Annotated in this window: 22 protein-coding genes; 18 read left to right on the top strand and 4 right to left on the bottom strand. The window is 61.9% G+C overall.

The features are described from left to right. Positions 1-284 precede the first annotated feature (284 nt). From B4393_RS28290 to istB, 7 genes are all read left to right on the top strand, one after another. Positions 285-410 (top strand): hypothetical protein, encoded by a 126-nt coding sequence (locus B4393_RS28290; protein ID WP_269087568.1) that lies wholly within the window; start codon positions 285-287, stop codon positions 408-410. Positions 411-527: 117 nt separating this feature from the next. Then, positions 528-845 (top strand): hypothetical protein, encoded by a 318-nt coding sequence (locus B4393_RS14735; RefSeq protein ID WP_236743175.1) that lies wholly within the window; start codon positions 528-530, stop codon positions 843-845. Between the two features lie 198 nt (positions 846-1,043). Further along, on the top strand, positions 1,044-1,598 hold the full coding sequence (locus B4393_RS14730; RefSeq protein ID WP_078334762.1) for a recombinase family protein: 555 nt from the start codon (positions 1,044-1,046) through the stop codon (positions 1,596-1,598). 186 nt (positions 1,599-1,784) lie between these two features. Next, positions 1,785-2,144, top strand: coding sequence for a hypothetical protein (locus B4393_RS14725; protein ID WP_131832278.1), 360 nt, complete (start codon positions 1,785-1,787; stop codon positions 2,142-2,144). 10 nt (positions 2,145-2,154) lie between these two features. Continuing rightward, positions 2,155-3,156 carry a DNA adenine methylase gene (locus B4393_RS14720; RefSeq protein ID WP_236743174.1) on the top strand — a complete coding sequence of 334 codons (1,002 nt, stop codon included), beginning with the start codon at positions 2,155-2,157 and terminating at the stop codon, positions 3,154-3,156. Then, on the top strand, positions 3,153-3,809 hold the full coding sequence (locus B4393_RS28455; RefSeq protein ID WP_078334760.1) for an MT-A70 family methyltransferase: 657 nt from the start codon (positions 3,153-3,155) through the stop codon (positions 3,807-3,809). The genes B4393_RS14720 and B4393_RS28455 overlap by 4 nt, the downstream gene beginning before the upstream one ends. Beyond that, positions 3,793-4,560 (top strand): IS21-like element helper ATPase IstB, encoded by a 768-nt coding sequence (istB, locus tag B4393_RS14710; RefSeq protein WP_109557532.1) that lies wholly within the window; start codon positions 3,793-3,795, stop codon positions 4,558-4,560. Before B4393_RS28455 ends, istB begins: the two co-directional genes overlap by 17 nt. A gap of 15 nt (positions 4,561-4,575) precedes the next feature. On the opposite strand, the gene B4393_RS14705 is transcribed toward istB, so the two are convergent. Next, complete coding sequence (locus B4393_RS14705) at positions 4,576-4,869, bottom strand: helix-turn-helix domain-containing protein (RefSeq protein ID WP_078334758.1); 294 nt, start codon at positions 4,867-4,869, stop codon at positions 4,576-4,578. Between the two features lie 96 nt (positions 4,870-4,965). Between B4393_RS14705 and B4393_RS14700 the strand changes: the two genes are divergently transcribed. The 4 genes from B4393_RS14700 (at position 4,966) to B4393_RS14690 (ending at position 7,700) form a co-directional block, all read left to right on the top strand. Next, positions 4,966-6,357, top strand: a complete 1,392-nt coding sequence (locus B4393_RS14700) for a hypothetical protein (RefSeq protein WP_078334757.1) — start codon at positions 4,966-4,968, stop codon at positions 6,355-6,357. 18 nt (positions 6,358-6,375) lie between these two features. Beyond that, the gene (locus tag B4393_RS27825) at positions 6,376-6,984 is read left to right on the top strand and encodes a hypothetical protein (protein WP_165697969.1); all 609 of its coding nucleotides are present in this window, start codon (positions 6,376-6,378) and stop codon (positions 6,982-6,984) included. A gap of 8 nt (positions 6,985-6,992) precedes the next feature. Further along, positions 6,993-7,244 carry a hypothetical protein gene (locus B4393_RS27490; protein WP_131832277.1) on the top strand — a complete coding sequence of 84 codons (252 nt, stop codon included), beginning with the start codon at positions 6,993-6,995 and terminating at the stop codon, positions 7,242-7,244. A 93-nt stretch (positions 7,245-7,337) separates the two neighbouring features. Next, positions 7,338-7,700 (top strand): hypothetical protein, encoded by a 363-nt coding sequence (locus B4393_RS14690; protein WP_133052516.1) that lies wholly within the window; start codon positions 7,338-7,340, stop codon positions 7,698-7,700. 177 nt (positions 7,701-7,877) lie between these two features. On the opposite strand, the gene B4393_RS14685 is transcribed toward B4393_RS14690, so the two are convergent. Further along, positions 7,878-8,438: a hypothetical protein gene (locus B4393_RS14685; RefSeq protein WP_078334754.1), complete on the bottom strand. Its 561-nt coding sequence runs from the start codon at positions 8,436-8,438 to the stop codon at positions 7,878-7,880. Between the two features lie 221 nt (positions 8,439-8,659). Then, entirely contained in the window at positions 8,660-9,742 is a 1,083-nt protein-coding gene (locus B4393_RS14680; RefSeq protein ID WP_078334753.1) for a CPBP family glutamic-type intramembrane protease, read from the bottom strand. Positions 9,743-9,784: 42 nt separating this feature from the next. On the opposite strand from B4393_RS14680, the gene B4393_RS14675 reads away from it, so the two are divergent. Continuing rightward, positions 9,785-10,390: a hypothetical protein gene (locus B4393_RS14675; RefSeq protein ID WP_131832275.1), complete on the top strand. Its 606-nt coding sequence runs from the start codon at positions 9,785-9,787 to the stop codon at positions 10,388-10,390. A 426-nt stretch (positions 10,391-10,816) separates the two neighbouring features. Here the strand turns inward: B4393_RS14675 and B4393_RS27485 are convergent, their stop codons facing one another. Beyond that, positions 10,817-11,011 (bottom strand): hypothetical protein, encoded by a 195-nt coding sequence (locus B4393_RS27485; protein WP_131832274.1) that lies wholly within the window; start codon positions 11,009-11,011, stop codon positions 10,817-10,819. 472 nt (positions 11,012-11,483) lie between these two features. Between B4393_RS27485 and B4393_RS14670 the strand changes: the two genes are divergently transcribed. From B4393_RS14670 to B4393_RS14645, 6 genes are all read left to right on the top strand, one after another. After that, positions 11,484-11,675, top strand: a complete 192-nt coding sequence (locus tag B4393_RS14670) for a helix-turn-helix domain-containing protein (protein WP_078334751.1) — start codon at positions 11,484-11,486, stop codon at positions 11,673-11,675. A gap of 73 nt (positions 11,676-11,748) precedes the next feature. After that, positions 11,749-12,399, top strand: coding sequence for a hypothetical protein (locus B4393_RS14665; RefSeq protein WP_078334750.1), 651 nt, complete (start codon positions 11,749-11,751; stop codon positions 12,397-12,399). Next, the gene (locus B4393_RS14660) at positions 12,399-14,918 is read left to right on the top strand and encodes a DNA primase family protein (RefSeq protein WP_078334749.1); all 2,520 of its coding nucleotides are present in this window, start codon (positions 12,399-12,401) and stop codon (positions 14,916-14,918) included. The genes B4393_RS14665 and B4393_RS14660 overlap by 1 nt, the downstream gene beginning before the upstream one ends. 2 nt (positions 14,919-14,920) lie before the next feature. Next, on the top strand, positions 14,921-15,193 hold the full coding sequence (locus tag B4393_RS14655) for a hypothetical protein (protein ID WP_078334748.1): 273 nt from the start codon (positions 14,921-14,923) through the stop codon (positions 15,191-15,193). 34 nt (positions 15,194-15,227) lie between these two features. Then, the gene (locus B4393_RS14650; RefSeq protein ID WP_157901279.1) at positions 15,228-16,154 is read left to right on the top strand and encodes a DUF2637 domain-containing protein; all 927 of its coding nucleotides are present in this window, start codon (positions 15,228-15,230) and stop codon (positions 16,152-16,154) included. 18 nt (positions 16,155-16,172) lie between these two features. Next, on the top strand, positions 16,173-16,619 hold the full coding sequence (locus B4393_RS14645) for a hypothetical protein (protein WP_078334746.1): 447 nt from the start codon (positions 16,173-16,175) through the stop codon (positions 16,617-16,619). Positions 16,620-16,945 lie beyond the last annotated feature (326 nt).

Genomic DNA, 16,945 nt, shown 5'->3' with positions numbered 1-16,945 from the left:
GGGTGCACTGAAAAGGTTGGTGCACAAGAAGAAAGGAGAAATGTGATGCTGGAATGTCCAAGATGCGGCGATGAATGTGATGCGAGAGACATGGTGGAAGTTGCCTCGGTTATCGTATGTTCCGAATGTCGTGCGATGCGGAACTGTCCAAGATGCGGCGACGAATGCGATGAGAGAGACATGTCGGAAGTTGACAAGGCTATCGTATGTTCCGAATGTCGATTTGACGCAGAGCTTGAAGATTTGAGTCGATGGGAAGAGGAACTCGCAGAGGGAGCGCACTGATGCCCGAAAACACCTGCGGAACATCGTGTTCCGAATGTGAGCAGTCCAACGAAGCCATCGTCCGGCTGGTCGATGTGCTGATGCGGATGGGAGTGGATTTCGAGCTGCACCAGACCGCCGCGTGATCACACGCTAGAAACCCCGGAGGACTTTCCTCCGGGGTTTCTTCATGTCTCTGACCTGCGCGGGGACGTGCACCCTTCTCGATTGCCCTCCCTGCCCAATCCACCTAGCTTCAGAGCATGTCCGAAAACCCCACGCTCCGAGGTCATCTGATGGCACTCACGGAGCTGTTCGATGAACCGCAACACGCCCGTGGCCCCGACGCCCAGCGGTGCTCGGCAGGCGACCATCCCGCCGAGTGGGCAGAACTGACGTTGGGTTGGTCTCGGGTTCTCCAGGCGGCTCGAACCCTCCAGTCCCGCCACGAGGAGGACGGCGGGGATCAGGTGCTTGCCCTGTGTGCCGACACCTCACGGGAGGCATCTGTCGCCGAACTCCGTTGGTACTGGGCGAGGCTCGTGCACAAGTACGTCGAGGGGGTGGTTATTGATGAGTGATGCCGAGCCACCCTTGACTCCCGTCGAGCGGCTGACCATCGTCGGTCTGTACGCCCACCTCACCGTGTCCCAAAACCGTTCGGTTCCAGGACAGCTCGGCTCCGAGCGCGCGTGTTACGCCGACCATGACATTCACCGTCCCGAAACCTTGTCCCACAACAGGATTCCCGTATCTCGGGCATCGGAGGGTTTAGAGACATGTTAATTGGTTACGCGCGGGTGAGCACCGCCGAGCAGTCCGTGGGGCTCCAGCTCGACGCTCTCCAAGCCGCTGGCGTCGAGCGGGTGTTCGTGGACGAGGGGGTGTCGGGCTCGGTGTCGAGCCGACCCGAACTCGACCGCTGTCTGGAAGTGTTGCGCGAGGGTGACACCCTGGTCGTGTGGAGGCTCGACCGACTCGCTCGCTCCCTACGGCACCTGCTGGAACTCGTGGAGAGCCTCTCGCAGAGGGGAATTCATCTTCGCTCGTTGACCGAATCCATCGACACCAGCTCGGCGTCGGGGAGGCTCATCCTCTCGGTGTTCGGGGCGCTCGCGGAGTTCGAGCGGGGACTGATTGTCGAACGAACCCAGGCTGGGCTGGCGGCAGCTCGGTTGCGGGGAGCCAAGATTGGGCGTCCCACGGCGATGAGCGCTGGGCAGGTCGAGCAAGCGAAAACGCTTGTGTCAGCAGGTCATCGAGTGGGCGACGTGGCTCAAAGTCTGGGTGTCGGACGTTCCACGCTGTATCGGGTTCTCGGGGAGACGGGATAGCCCGTGAGAGCCGCCGTCGTCGGAGAGTGGGTCATCGTCACGGGCGGCTGGAATCTCTTCCGCTCGATGCGAGAGCAAGTGTTAACGCCCGAAACGGCGCGACAGGCAGCCACATGGTGCGAGGGGTTTGGTGATTATGATTCGGCTAGCGAATTGCGTTGGGCTGCTGGGGAAGCCGAGAAGTGGATGCCCGAGCGGGAGTGGGTCGAGCCCGAGCCCGACGACATCATTGCGCGGATTGACGAGCTGCTCAGTGCGCCGTACGCGGGATTCGACGCGATGAACTGGAGTCCGATGTCCGAGTCCGAGAAGGCGAGGATCCTCGCGGGTGAGCAAGACGAGCGTCCGAGAGAGTGGATTCATCAGCAGATTCACGCCATTCCCGTTGAGCAAGTGTCCGAGTGGACGACCTGGTGGGACGGGTTGAGTGAGTCCGACCAGCACGACACTCCGTGGTACGTCGTGTGTTTCACATGCGGCGCGGTCGGGGAGCGCTCTGTGGATTACGGGTGCGGAAATCCCAGTAGTTCCAACGATTTCCGGTAACATCTCGCACGTGGTCAAGAGTCCCGTGCCGTACTTCGGCGGAAAGAGCTGGCTGGCCCCGCGCCTGGCGGGCGTGTTACCCCCGCACAAACACTACATCGAAGTCTGCGGGGGCTCCCTGGCAGTCCTGCTGGCCAAGAAGCGGAGCAGGCAAGAGACGGTCAACGATTTGGACGGTCATCTGATGACCTTCTGGAGGGTGTTACGTGACCGACCTGATGAGCTGGAACGGGTGTGCTCCCTGACTCCGCACAGCAGAACTGAAAGGGCGTTGGCGCAAGAGATTTCGAGTGAACTGGACGAGCTGGAAGTCGCGCGGCGGGTGTTCGTGGCGTTAACACAAGGGAGGTCGGGAAGCCTCACGCGCACGGGGTGGAGGCATGACTTGCGGCCCGTGTCCACCCCGATGCCTGTCGTGTTGCAAAGGTATGCGGGTCGAATAGCGCAGGCAGCCAAGCGGATTCAGAAAGTCAGTCTTGAGTGCCGCCCCGCCGTCGAGCTGGTTTCGGCGTACGGTGGTGACCGTGGAAACCTGCTGTATGTGGACCCTCCGTACATCGTGGATAAGGGGGTTCGGCGCGGCGGGGAGTATCGGGTGGAGATGAGGTCGGAGAAGGCTCACCAGGAGTTGGCCGAGGCGTGCGTCGGGGCTGATGCGTCGGTCGTGGTGAGCGGATATGCCAGTGCGCTGTGGGACGGGATGCTGGATGGCTGGTACCGCTACGAGATTCCGATGTTGACGGCGCAAGGCAGCGGTGACGGCCGGCGGATCGAGGTGGTGTGGAGTAACAGGGCTCTGGAGAGTCTGGGCGGCGAGGGGGAATTTCCGTTACAGGAGGGGCCTGGTGTTACGGAAACGCAGCACCGTTGTGTGGGGTGCTCAGCGGTGTTGCGGCACCCGAAAAGAGGCCGTCGTCGGGTGTGGTGCAGTGAGGCTTGTCGGGTCGCGGGGTGGCGTGCTCGACGGGAATCCGAGGGTGTGGGGGTCGTGGATGGCGAGGTTGCGGGATGACGGAGTTTCGCACTGTCGTCGCTGATCCCCCGTGGAGGTACGAGAACCGAGCGTCACGTGCCGCTGCGGAAAATCACTACGAGACGATGACCACGACAGAGCTGTGTGAGCTGCGGGTGGTGCGCGAGCATGCGGCTCGGGACTCGCATCTATATCTGTGGGTGACCAATAGTCACCTGGCGGATGGGCTAAAAGTGATGTCGGAGTGGGGATTTGAGTACAAAACGACAATCACCTGGGTGAAGCCACAAATGGGCATGGGTAACTATTTCCGTAGCGGCACGGAGTTGGTGTTGTTCGGTGTACGCGGCGGACTACCGACCCTGCGGCGCGACATCCGCAATCACTTCACCGCTCCACGCCGCGCCCATTCGCAGAAGCCGAGGGAGTTCTTGGAACTGGTGGTGGCGTCCTCGCCGGGTCCGTACCTTGAGTTGTTCTCTCGGTGCTCGGAGGACGCCTCCTGCGCCGCCACTACCGCCAGCAACGCACTACCGGCGGTGATGCCGGCCGGGTGCGCACCCACCGCGACGGGCACCAGGTGCCCATGCGGTCCCTGCCTGATTACGACGACCTCTACGGGGTCGATTTCACCACCATCGGAGAATCCTCATGACTACCCACAACACACCAAACATGCACGGCGGCAATGAGATCGGTAAACACATCGACTACCTGGCCCGAGTACTCAAGACCCCGACGATCCGCCGGATGTGGGCCGAGCTGGCCGATCGTGCCCGCACCGAAACGTGGAGTCACGAACAGTACTTGGCGGCGGTTCTGGAACGCCAAGTCAACGAACGCGAAGCCAACGGCACCGTCATGCGGATCGCCGGCGCCCGGTTCCCGGCGACAAAAACGTTGGAGGACTTCACTTTTGACCATGTGCCCACGTTGCCGCGCGAGACCATCGCGCATCTAGCGACAAGCACATGGATCACCAAGGGCGACAACGTGATTCTGCTCGGACCACCCGGAGTCGGCAAAACGCATCTCGCGATCGCGCTGGGGATCAAAGCCGCCCAGAGTGGCTATCCGGTGCTCTTTGACACCGCAACCGGCTGGGCGGCCCGGCTCACCGACGCCCACAACGCTGGCCGCCTGCCACAAGAGCTCAAACGGCTACGCCGCTACCGGTTGCTGATCCTCGACGAGATCGGCTACCTACCGTTCGATTCAGACACCGCCAACCTGTTCTTCCAGCTGATCGCCAGCCGCTACGAACAAGGCTCGATCCTGATCACCTCGAACATGCCGTTCGGCCGCTGGGGTGAAGTCTTCGCCGACGAGATCGTCGCCGCAGCCCTCATCGACCGGCTGGTTCACCACGCCGAAGTCATCACCATCAACGGCGACTCCTACCGAACCAAAACACGCCGAGAACTGGTCAAAACCAACAAATAACCACAACCAAGGGGGTCAAAATTCAACCGACGCTACGGGGTCAATTTTCGCCCGTCGTTGACAGAGGGGTTTCACCAGCTCACTGATGTTGATTTCTAGCCCGATGGCCAGGCGCAACAGCGCCTTGGCGGTGGGGTTCAGCTTTCCATTTTCGTACCGGTGGATCGTGTTGCGGGGGATGCCCGTGCGTTCGGCAAGCTGATCCAACGTGAGTCCTGCGGTGACACGCTGCTTCTGAATCTCGACTGCGAGTGCGGTGATGTCGATGGTGTCCGGGTTGGGGACGGGGGACACCTTTTCGCTCGGCACCCGTTAAGACTGGATGGCGCAAACCCCCAGGTCATCGACCTATAAGTAGACAAATCAACTTATCGGTTGATACGTTCGGCGCAACACCACGGACTCGTGACACCAGGAACGGAGGGGGCTGGGATCGGCGGATACAAAGCTGTCTCGCTGCTGGCGGGTGGTGCGGGTTTGGTCATCGCGGTGGCGGGATTTCAGACTTGGGTCGAAATACCCAGCGTGGGAGTGAGGGTCTCGGGGACCGGCGCGTTCAGCTCCGTCGTGGCGTGGATGGCGGATACACCCGTCATGGAGCACGGCTATCCCATCGCGTGGGTCACGCTGATACTGGGTCTGGCCATCATCGGTGCGTCTGCGTTGCACTACACCGAGTCTCTCGATTCCGACTCGGCTCTGAAAACCGTTGCACTACCTGGTTTTCTGGGCGTGGCGCTCGCCGTGCTCGCGATATTCAACAAGGCCACTCTCATCAAGGCGCCCGAGGACGAGTTGCAGGGCGTGTCGCTGGACACGGGCAGCGGGGCCATCGAGGTGCTTATGGCCTCCATTGCCGTCCTGGTGCTCGGGTTCGTGTTGTCGGGTCTTGATACATCCACCTATGTGCCTCGGCGTCCGAGCGCTCCTTCACGCCCAGCGAGCACAGCATCAACGACGCAGAACAGGTCCGCTAAGAAGAAATCCACCTCCAAGAAAAAGAAGAAAGCCAAGAAGAAGCCACAGAGCAAGACGGCGGTAAGTGCGGTCGCAGCGCCGAACGCTGATCACGTCACCGCAGCGCCCGAACGGGACATCGCACAGGCAACCGAGGAGTCCAAGACGGTCGAGGTCGCCGAACAGGTGGTGTACACGGGCGGTTCGGACGGGCAGCCGCCGATCTGGGTGACGCACTGGTGCGCACAGCTCCCTGTGTCACTGCGTTCCGCTTTGGCGGTTCCTGGTGTCACGGACAGTGGCCCGGTTCTGCTATTGCATCCCGGTGGCGGTGTGGCAGAAGAAGACCTGCTGTCGTCGATTGTGCGCGACGAAAAGCCCTGGCTCCTTGACGATTTGTCGTACGTCTCCTGGGAGGCCGGACTCGGCCCCGTAATCGTCGAAATCGGACGACGGTACACCGTGCTTGAACTGGTCCGTGACGATGAATGGCTGGCTCCGTTGATGGACGCCGCTGGCATCACAATAACCAGTACCCGTGTGGAGTCTGGGGGCGACGAACACGGATTCTACGAGCGGCACGTGACGACCATCGACCTACCGGTGCTCATCGGCGCTGCCGTAGACGAGAGCGGTCTGGTGTTGCGGTTCGCTTCGCGGGCAGGTGATTCAGCCGACCGTTGGGGTGCGGGGTTATCGGCGCTGCGCGAGGGATTCTCGGCGTCGGGCATGGACGCGGCCAATCTGCTGGTGGTGGATGGTCCCGAGGGCAGCATTGAGCTGCGATTCAACGACACCGGTATTCGACCCGTACGTCCTGGCGGTGTGACCGATGCATAGAAGAGGGTGTTTATGGGCATGAATATTCGACTGATCGGTGCTGCGGTGGGCATTGCCGCTGTGGTGGCCGCAATACCCCTGACGATGCTCGGCGGCGAGCCTGCCACGGGAGGCGCGGTGCCAGTGGCCCAGGCCGACCCGACGACCTACTACCCCGGTGACCCCGACTATGAGCGGCAGAAGCGGATACAAGACGAGTGGGAGCGCGGTATGGATGACTTCAACCGTAGCCACCCGCCGCAGACCTATAGTCCCACCCGCACGGTCACGGTCACGCCGACCACTGCCCCCACCAAACCCGCAACGACTAAGAACAACAAGGACAGCGGCGGCGGAATCCCCTGGTGGGGCTGGGTTTTAATCGTTGTGGGAGCCCTTCTCGCATGGGCATTCGTGATGGCGGTGAAAGACACATCGCAAGAAATGCGCGACTACACAAGCTCACGCTCTGACGACGATGACGACGATGACGACGATGACGACGATGACGACGATGACGACGACGACACCGCGTTGCCGGAGAACGACATTCGGGCTTCACGGGAGCACGCAACCGTGCCGCGCCAGCGCGGGTTCTTGAGCGGTCTCGGAGACGGGACCTCACTTCCGTACACCAACGACCGATAGGTGCCGTGATGAGTCAAAAACTGTTCTGCACAGCGCTATTAGCGCTCGCGGTAGCTCTGAGTCTTGGACTCGCTCCTGCAGCTAGTGCCCAGCCTTCTCCGCCGTATCCCGCCCCGCCAGGACGGCAGTGGGCGTTGTTCGGCCCGTATCACTCCTCGTGGGTGTGCGGACAAGGCGGTGACACCTGGCCTGCGGCGAAATCCGAATGCTTCCAGGGAAGCGGCGGCTGGTACTGGTACGGACTGCGGCAGGCGGGCTGACCCATGAAATATCGGTTGTGCAGCAGTGTATTCGGGGTGTTGGTCGCGACCAGTGTTGTGCCCGCGCCATCTGCGGACGCGGATCCTGGGCAGTTGAGCGGGCATTACATCGAGACCAGCACGAACCGTGAGGGTGGCGGAACAGTGACCAACCATTGGTTTTTCACGTCGTGCGGCCAGGACTGTCGCACGGTGCGGGTGTGCGACAACGAGAAGCATGAAGGCTGCACCTCCGCGCAGGCGAGGCTCACGAAGGGGCGGTGGGAAATGGATGTCACTCACATGGACATAGCCTGCCCAGATGGCTCAATCATCCCCGACGCCACGAGCTTTCACTACACGTGGAACCCGCAGACTCTGGAAGGCGTGGGGGAGGGAACCCGCTACGGTCCGGGCTGCCCGGTGGGCATCACGCCGCCATCCGCGACCGTGGACTTCACGCTCAAAGCTGCGTGAGTGATGGTCAGTGCCTGCTGATGTATTCCGCGAGTGCGGTGTGTAGCCGGTGCTGGGTGTGGACACCAATTTGAGCCGGCGATGTCTCGTCCAGCGTGCGATTAGCAAGTTTGAACACGGACTCCATGAACTCCCCGTAATCCCTTGGTGTGGTAGTCCTATCTGCGATGGGGGCTTTTACCGGATTGTGCTGTCGGTCGGGCCTAGCACGAAGCTCTTGGTCCGGTCGTCTTCGGGCAAGGTGGTGTGCACCGTACAGCTGGTGGTGTCAACGTCGACCGCGCAAGTGCCCGACCAGACGCTGCTGGTGTAGGTGATACTGCTACCTACAGGCAGCGGGTAGAAGGCTGATTCGCCGGTCGGCTCGCTGGCCAGGTAACCGCTTGCCGTCTGTTCGGCGAGGAAATCAGCTTTGGTGGTGGTGGTGAATATGCCCGATCCGCCCGATGTGGTACTGATGTCCACCTTATTACTTCCCTCGGCACCGGGCAGCTTACCGAAACACTCGGCGTAGGCGAACATTCCACGCGAGATGACCACGATCCGGCATAGCAGCCCGGTCGGTGAGGTGAACTGCACACCCCCTCCGCCGTAGGTGCTATAGGTCTGAAAAGGTTTCGGGTCGATAGCCCGATATGCGGAGTAATCAGGAGGGTCGGCAGCGGCACACGGGGCCGTGATGGTTGCCAGCAAGATCGCAGCACCGATACCGCGCGCTGCCCGGAGTGTAGGTGCCATGGGTGGTAAGGCTACGGCCTCGGGTCTGACCTGTGGCGAGTGAGCAGCCCGAACGGTCAGCGATCATGCGGGCGTCGTTCACCGACGCTGTGCCGCTGGTGATCAACGGGAGCGGGGGCATTGAAGCGTACAAGTCAGGAGGGGAGAAGCTGCGGACGTACGCGGGCTCATGGTCGTGATTGTCTGACCCAGCGGCGCGCAGGGGACTCGATACTCCCAGCTCAACGGCGACTCGACAGGCCATGGGTGTTGGGCCAGGGCATTGCGGGTTGTGTTGGTGCACTCTTGGATTGACGGGCTTTGAAAATCTCGTCTCGGACACAGAGCACGATGAAGATGACGAATCCGATGACGGCGGCACCCAGTGCTGTTACCTCGGCAAGCAGGATCGGTACCGGCCAGAATCCTTCGAGGTTCCATGTGGACGGGTCGTTATCCATGAGGTTGTGCATCCCGTGTCCGATGATGATGGGTAGCAGGCTCTTAGTCCAGTACAAGACGGCCAGGCTGATGGTGGACCACACTGCACACCAGGCGAATTCAGCAGAAACAGTTCCCAGAGTGTTGCCTTGACCGGAGCCGTAGTACACGTGCAAGAGGGTGCGTGCCATCGAGGTGACGGCAGCGACGGTGGCGAACGACTTCCAGGAGCGGCCCGCTCGGGGGAACAGCAGGAAGGCCACACCGATGTAGACGGGTTCTTCTTCAAGGCCCGCGACGGCCAGGTCGAGTGTCTGCGCGATCCAGCCGCCCGTATCTCCTGTGTCCGGGTGCATGTCGGCGTTTAAGGAGGCCCCCGTGAGTGCGAGGACGATCTGACGGGGGATCAGGGCGAAATAGGAGGCATAGGCCACGAGGAGTACGGCTGCAGATGTCATTGCGTACTTGCGCAGTGCAGACCTCGAATCGGTTCGGGGCGGTAGGTGTTCTCGGATACCTCGCGATAGCCAGGTGCGGACCATCATGAATGCCCACAGTGACAGCGCACCTGTGGCGAACGAGCAGATGACTGAGAGGGCGGTAGGGGCTGCTGGTGCACCAGGACCACGGGGGAACGCCAGGCTGAAAATCGCCCCGAGCATTCCCACCGCTTGAGTAGAGAGGACGGCGCAGGTGTAGACCAGGAATCGTCGGCTCATCGTGTGGGGTACCGGGTGCAACAGACACGCGACGAAGCCGCAGAGGCTGATGATCTCGACTGCCAGTAGTGTCCAGCCGCGCCAATTGTGGATGCCGTCGATAGTGACGATGGGGACCACGAGAGCGAGAACTGAATAGACACCGAGCTGGAGCGGGAGCCTCATTGTCCACCACCTTTCTGCCCAGACGGGCGTGATGGACGCAGTATGTCGAACAGCTCTGACACTTCGAGCCCGACGACGGCGCGCCGAGAGCGATTACGCACACCGAGGCTGTTCGGGTGGGTAGCGTCCAGTGCAGGCGGGGACGCGACGGCGTTCCTGGAATCGGGAGGGGATCTGATGTTGGGTGTGCGCGTTGTGACGCGGAGGGTGGCTGGAGTAACCGCGCTTGTGCTGGTCGGGTTGGGAAGCGCGGCGTGTGATTCCGAGAAAGACCCGTCATCTGTCGATTTCAAAGACCCCTTCTGGTCGAGTCCTCCTTTGGTCGATTACACGGCGCAGGACTATCAAGACAAGGTGGACTTGGACAGCAGGAAGAGCGGTGGATACACCTGGGAGCAGGCAGTTTCACGCTGCTTCACCAGCGTGGTCGAGCGTAATCTCGCCGCTGTGCGCGTCCAATCGGCTATTGACCGCGACGACCAGGCACGCAAACTCAAGCAACTACCGTCGCAGACGGTTGCGGAGGTGCCGATTCCGACACCGAGTCTGCATGCTGCCATCGCGAGTGACCCGGGTGTGAGCGGTCATGATCTCAACCTGTGTTTCACGGTTGTCTACACGAACAAGTCACTCGCTAGTCCCCGATAGCACCCAATCCAAGGACATTGGGGGGGGGGCTCGACAACGCCAGGTCGGCGGGCACAGTCGGCGTTATCGGACAAATCGGACATTCTCACGGAAACTTGAATCGACCCCTGGAACGCACGCGGACTGATGGGATAAATCCGCAGGTCGCCGTCTTCTTTGGTCCGAGAGTCCGTGATACCGCATCTCTGAGCGGCTGCACAGAGTCGAATCCGGCAGTCCATCAGCGACCTACACGTCCTTTTTTCGCAGTTCAAAGGCTAGTCGGACAAATCGGACATTTCTGGCTCAAGTTACACAGGGTCTGGAAATTCTCTCTCCCTAATGCGACACGCCGCACGACACGCCGAGAATCGAAAGAGAGAATTTCCAGACCACATGTAACTTCGCTGAATCTTGTCCGATTTGTCCGACTCTCGGGCTTGCGACCTACCGGCAGCAGTGCGGGCATCCGCACGAGCACGTTGGTGAGATGAACTTGTGGTTCTCGACTTTCGGCGAGGTGAGGTTTCTCAGCGCCTTGCCCGTCTGGGCGTCGAGCGCCGTGGCGTGATCGTCGGTTCGGCAGATGCTCCCTCCGCGCACCACGCCGTCTTCGTAGTTCCACTGATTGTCTTGAGGCATCTTGGTCCTCCTGGGTCCGGGCTTTTCGAGCCCACGCGGTGTCTCCGCGCGAGTGGATGGTGGACTGCGCTCCGTCCTGGCGACGAACGCGGCGCGTGTTGCACGCCCTCTAATACAGGCATGTGACCAAGGTCACATTTAATTGTCTCGCGATACGAGGTGTTAACACTCGGCACACCCTTGCGGAACCTCGGATTTGGTGTCTTCCAACGGGTTCGCGCGGGCACTGTTGCACTTCGTCTGGCTGACCTGCGCGTTTGCCGATGGGGACACCACTTCTTGCCGCACTCGGATGCGCGACGCGGCAACGTCTAGCTAACTCGAATGGGAGGAGTGTTCGAGCGGTCAACAATACACCTATATGGGTGTATTCCTAAGCGTAACAGTTGATTTAGTGAGGATTCCGCGTCACAGTGTGGTTACGTGAGACGTGCGAAAACCGTACGACTAGCAACTTGAGAGGAGGCGCTCTATGAGCACTGTGCTGGAGATAGCTCTGCGAGACCGCGAACGTGCTGCTCAGTACCTGTCCATGACCGTGCGGCGGCTCGATGACCTGCGCCGCAGTGGCGCGGTCAAAGCGGTGCGCGATGGCAACAGGTGGAAATACACGACCGAAGCCCTCGATGCCTATGTCGAGAGCTTGCCGACCAACGCCGCTTAGACCCTAAAAAGCAACAGGCCCGACTCCGTTTTCGAGGCGGTGAGGTCGGGCCTGTCATCGAAAGGAAATCGACATGTCAACTGTAACAGTTGAATCGCGTGAAATCAGCCCCTTGGCGAGGCTCGCCTTTGCGCCCAAGCCCGAGTTGCGTTCTCTGGCCCTTGAACTGCCCATACTGCCGATGGCATTGGCACCGGAATCTCGAACGTCCTGGGGAAGGCTGGCTTTCGAGATTCTCAGTGATGCTCACGGCTGGCTGCGTCCGCTCTACCAGCTCGTCCAGAACGCGCAAGCGCTCGAACCCATCACCGAGTACCTGGAGGAGCACCCGCGCCTGGGTCGCTCGTCCCGACAGCTCGCGGCTGACATCCAGCGCCTCATCTCTAGCACCGCCCCGGCCGACCCGTACTTGCGTGAAACTCTGACCACACTGATCCAGGCGGCATGGGGCGCGGCGGTGGACCGTTTCGAGAACGACCATCTTCCTGCGTTCCGTCCGCCGGACGCCGAGGAGCAGCTCGTGGCCCTTGCGTCGGCCATCGCTCAAACCCGTTCGATGGCGTTGAGCTTGCGCGCCGACGAGCATCGCGGATTCGCTGATGCGCTTGCCGCGATGTTGACGGAAATCGGCTTCCCGCTGGGTGTGCGTGACCTCGTGCTGGAGTCGGTGGCGTCTGGTGAGCCGATCAACCTGCGCTCCGACATCGAGGGCGAGGAGAACTGATGAGCGAGAACAACATCGAGCTTCCCGGCCAGGAGCTGACCGCCGCGCATCGCGAGCACTTGGCGGTGCGCGGGATCCCCGACTCCTACTTGGACTCAAACCCCGCACCGCTCATCCGTTCGTCGGTGCTCACTCTTGACCTGCCCGAGTATTTCCGTGAGCGCAGCGACATCACCTCCCCGCGCGGGCTGTTGTTCGGTAGTCGCCACATCGGCAGTGACAGGGTTCTGTGGCGTTTGCGTCTCGATAACCCGCCCGTGGGAGTCGGCAAGTATCTCTCGGAGAAGGGCGACGCGCCGAACCACAATCTCATCACCGAGGTGTCGGACGAGGACGCGCCTGTCTGGATTGTCGAGGGAGAGCAGCAGTCTCACAGTGTCGCCGCTGTCTTGAGCGACACGGCCACGGTGATTGGCATTCCCGGGTGCTCCGGGTGGTCTACGGGGGACTGGTCACCGGCGCTGGAACTCACCGCGTACTGCGATGACCGTGACGTGCTGATCGCCCTGGACGCCGATGCGTTGAAGAATCCGAGGGTCTACGAGGGCGGTGAAATGCTCAAATTGGCGCTGTCCGGGGCGCGCTCGGTGAAGTTCATCCCATGTCCTGGCGGCGCGAAAACGGGCATGGACGATTATCTCGGGAAGCTGCCCGCCGAGAAGCGGGTGAGTGTTCTGGCACGCCTGGCGGACAAGGCCACGCCAAGACCCGCCGCTCGTCGCCCGAAGCCCCAGAGCGCCAAGGACGACCCCGGCCACGCCGCCGAGCTACGGGAGAAGAACTACGCGCAGCGCCGCGAGGCAGCTGCCAAGGTGATGGCCGACATCGACCGGGGCGACATCATCTTGGACGAGGCTGGGCTGCCGAAAGTCACGGGTGCGGTGGCAGACGGGAGCATGTGGTTCGACCCGGTGACGGGCGAATTCGAGCCTGAATCGACGGCTCGCGAACTCATCTCGGCACCCGATTCCGAGGTTGCGGCCATCGCCACCGGGGCCGATGATGGTGGCGCTCTGGCGGTTTATTCGCGCGGCGTCTGGCATACCGGACGCTCCGCATTCATGGCAGTCGTGCTGTCGTTGCTGGGCGACAAGTTCTCCCTGCAACGCTTGGCGACGGTCGAGGCGGCGGCGCTCACTTTGTGCATCAGGCACCGCCGGGTGCTGCCTGACCGCACGCCGTTCAAGGGGATGATGAACTGCCGCAACGGCATGGTTGACCTGACCACCTTGACCCTGCTGCCGCACGGATCCAAGTACCAGTCCATCCGGCAGCTCGCAGTCTCGTGGGACGAGGACGCGACCTGCCCGAAGTTCTCCGCGTGGCTGGAGGACCGTGTGGGCGCGCAGCAGGTGCCCGCGTTCCTGGAGGCGTTCAGCCAGTTCTTGGACGAAGGCAGGGTTCCCAGCAAGGCGCTGCTTCTGTTCGGCCCGAACAGAAGTGGCAAGAGCACGGTGCTGCGTATCGCTAAGGAGCTTGTCGGTAACAACGTCTCGGCAGTGACCTTGCAGCAGCTCGCGGATGGTCAGGGCGGGGGAGGATTCGCTGTCGCGGAGCTGTTCGGTCGGGCACTGAACGTCTGCCCGGACTTGCCGAAGGATCACATCGCGGACCTGTCGGCGTTCAAACGGGTCACGGGTGACGACCCCATCACGGCCAGCAAGAAGTACGGGGCGATGCTCACGTTTCGGGCCAATTCGCAATTTATGCTATCGGCGAACACCCTGCCGACGGTGCCTGCTGCAGAAGGGACTTCGTACCTGAGCAGGGTCGTGCCGGTGGCGTTTTTGAAGACCTATCTGGGCTTCGAAAACCCCGCCATCGAGGACGAGTTGTTGGAGGAATTACCAGGAATCCTGGTAATGCTCGCTAAAGCGCGTCAGGCGCGCTTGCAGCGTGGACCCGGCTGGGAGCCAGTGCATCCCGCCGTCGCGCAGCACTTCGCCGCCGAATCCGACCGGGTAGCACGCTTCATCTCGTCGTGCTGCGTCGTTGGGGTGAAGACAGCCACCAAAGAGGCCAAGGCAGCCGCCGCCGCTTCGGCGACGGGAACCGATAACACGCCCAGGCGCAGCTTCGGCCCGACCGTCGTTAACATCTCGATGCCGACGTGGCCGAGCTTCCCGGCCCCGGCCACGAAAACCAACTTGTTCGATGCATTCCAGGCATGGACCACTGACGAACAAGGGAAGGGGATGAGTAAGTCGCTGTTTTTCAAGCGGCTGGAGCAGATTCCCGGTGCGCGGCTCGATCGTTCCGACGCGAATTCAAAGCCGGTGACTAACATTTCCATCCAGGCGAAGGACGCGTGGTCGAACGCCGACAACGCCACCGGACTCAGGGAGCAGTTGTTCCCCGGGTGGACGCCGCCAGGTGCAGAGGCCGAGCCAGCAGAGCCCTTCACGGTCACGGAGGGCGCGGTGGCCGAGACCGCCACCGGGAACGTGAGGCCGCTGGCCGACGCGCGACGGAAGTACATCGGCAAGACCGCGACGACGAACAAGTATTGGAGAAGTTGATCATGTCTACCGACGATTACCCTGAACTGCCCGCCCTCCCGCGCGCCGTGCAACTGGCCTGCCAGCGCCTTGAACCCGAACATCTGCTGCTCCCTCTGGAAGACCTGCGCGTGGTTGTCGAGGTCAGCCAGACCATCCATCGTTTCGTGTCACATTGCACACCGAACTTCGACACCGAGACGGTCGGAATGACCACCTACCGAGCCTTGCTCGCCGTCCAACAGTTTGTCGAAGAAGCCCTTAACGCCAGAGGGGACGTGACAAGCCGTGAGTAGTCAAATGCTCTCCAGCTCAACGATAATCAGTTCTATGAGCCTGATGACAACATCTGCCGAACTCGCTGAGGCCGAGTCCGACCGTCAGTGTGCGCGGAGGTTCTTTTGGTGGTGGCTTGGGTCCGCGACGGTGCTCACTTTGGTGGGCAACACCGTCCATGCTGTGTTGCCTGTCATCTCGGCTACGGCGGTGAAAATCGGTGTGAACCTCATCCCGCCAGTCATCGCGTTCGCAGCCATCCACGGGCTTCAGGCGCTCGCCCGTGCGGGTTCAGTACACCGCGCCAGGCGAGGATCCTTCTCGCTGCGTGAGTCCGGTGGACCCTATGTTTTCGCTGTCTGCGTGACCGCGTTGTTGGCGCTGGCGGCGGCGATTCTGAGTTACGCGGGCTTGTACGCGGTCGCGGTTGCGGGTGGTCTCGGCCCGCGCTTGGCGGCGCTGTGGCCCCTGACGATTGACGCGGGAATCGCGGTCAGCACGATCTCTTTGATGGTGCTGCGGCCCGCCTCGGGCGCGGATCTGCGTGCCGCGCGCACAGCTGCCCGCGCGGTCTCAACGAGGTCTGCGCGGGAGACATCCACCACAGCTCCGCAGGTCAATACCCCCGCGCGGGGTGCGCGCACTCAGCCCGCGCAGTCCTCCAAGACGGATACCGCACCGCGTTCTCCAGGGCCGTTGTCCGCGCCCGCGCAGACTGAACGCGCACCACAGGCTGCGCGCACCGCGCTGATTGCGCCCGACTTCGCGGTGACTGACGCGCACCGCGAACGCGCTGCGAAGTTGGTTGCGGAGGGGATCACGCAGAAGGACGCGGAGTCGGTTGCGCGGGTGCTGGCGCTGGCCGAGTCAGGGGCGTCGGTGACTCGAATTGAGCGGGAGACGCGGGTGCACCGTGACGCGGTGAAGAAGATCCTGTCTGCTGGCTCCGAGGTTCCGATGCCGGTGCTGGCGGCGGTGTGATCGCGTTAGGCTCCGTGCATGCGTGGATGGGGGTTGGCGGTTCTGCTGGTGGGAGCGGTGGGTTGTTCGTCGCCTGTCGAGCAGGTGTCGCCGTCTCGGACGCCGGTCTCTTCTCCCGGCGCGGACGTGGTGGCGACGGACTTCGATAACGGTGGGCGTGTGCAACTTCGGGTCGGTCAGGTTTTCGACATTGTTCTGGCCGATGACTACGAAACCACGAACTGCCAGTGGCACGACAAGAATGGCTACGACTGGGCGGTTCTGCAACCTTTGGGCTCCCTGTATGACCCGCACAAGAAGCCACCGGACGGTTCGCAGAACGCCACCTACACAAGCCGCTTCACGGCAAAAGGTCCAGGGGCCGTGCATGTGACGCTCAGCGAGGAGGACAACGCCTACCCACCGCGCGTCGCCCGCAGCTTCTCGATAGATGTCGATGTCACCACAGAATCCGTCAATTCGTAAGGCCGCGTGGAAGATAGCCCGTAAGACAGGCTGGAAGATGGCCTGTAAGACGCTCCGTAAGATTTCCCGCACCCTCGATTCTCGGCACGAGCACCCCCGCATATAGCCAGCTAGAGAACACGTTTTACGGCCTCCCGAGCGCCCCTCGCCCACCCGCTCCCGAGCCGCCTCGGAACGCCCGCCGTAAGACCCCCCGAACCCTCATTTCCCCCGCCCCAGCACGCTTCTCGGACACCCGACTCCCCATTCCGTAAGCCACCCAGCATCCCGCCCAAGCTCGCTGCACACCGAGTCTCCGACTCGGCGCACACCTCGCGGCGAACCTT

Origin of the sequence: Mycobacteroides franklinii, from assembly GCF_002013895.1 — a bacterium.
Taxonomy (GTDB): Bacteria; Actinomycetota; Actinomycetes; order Mycobacteriales; family Mycobacteriaceae; genus Mycobacterium; species Mycobacterium franklinii.
The sequence above is the reverse complement of the archived record's forward strand: the minus strand, read 5'-3'. Positions and strand labels throughout refer to the sequence as shown.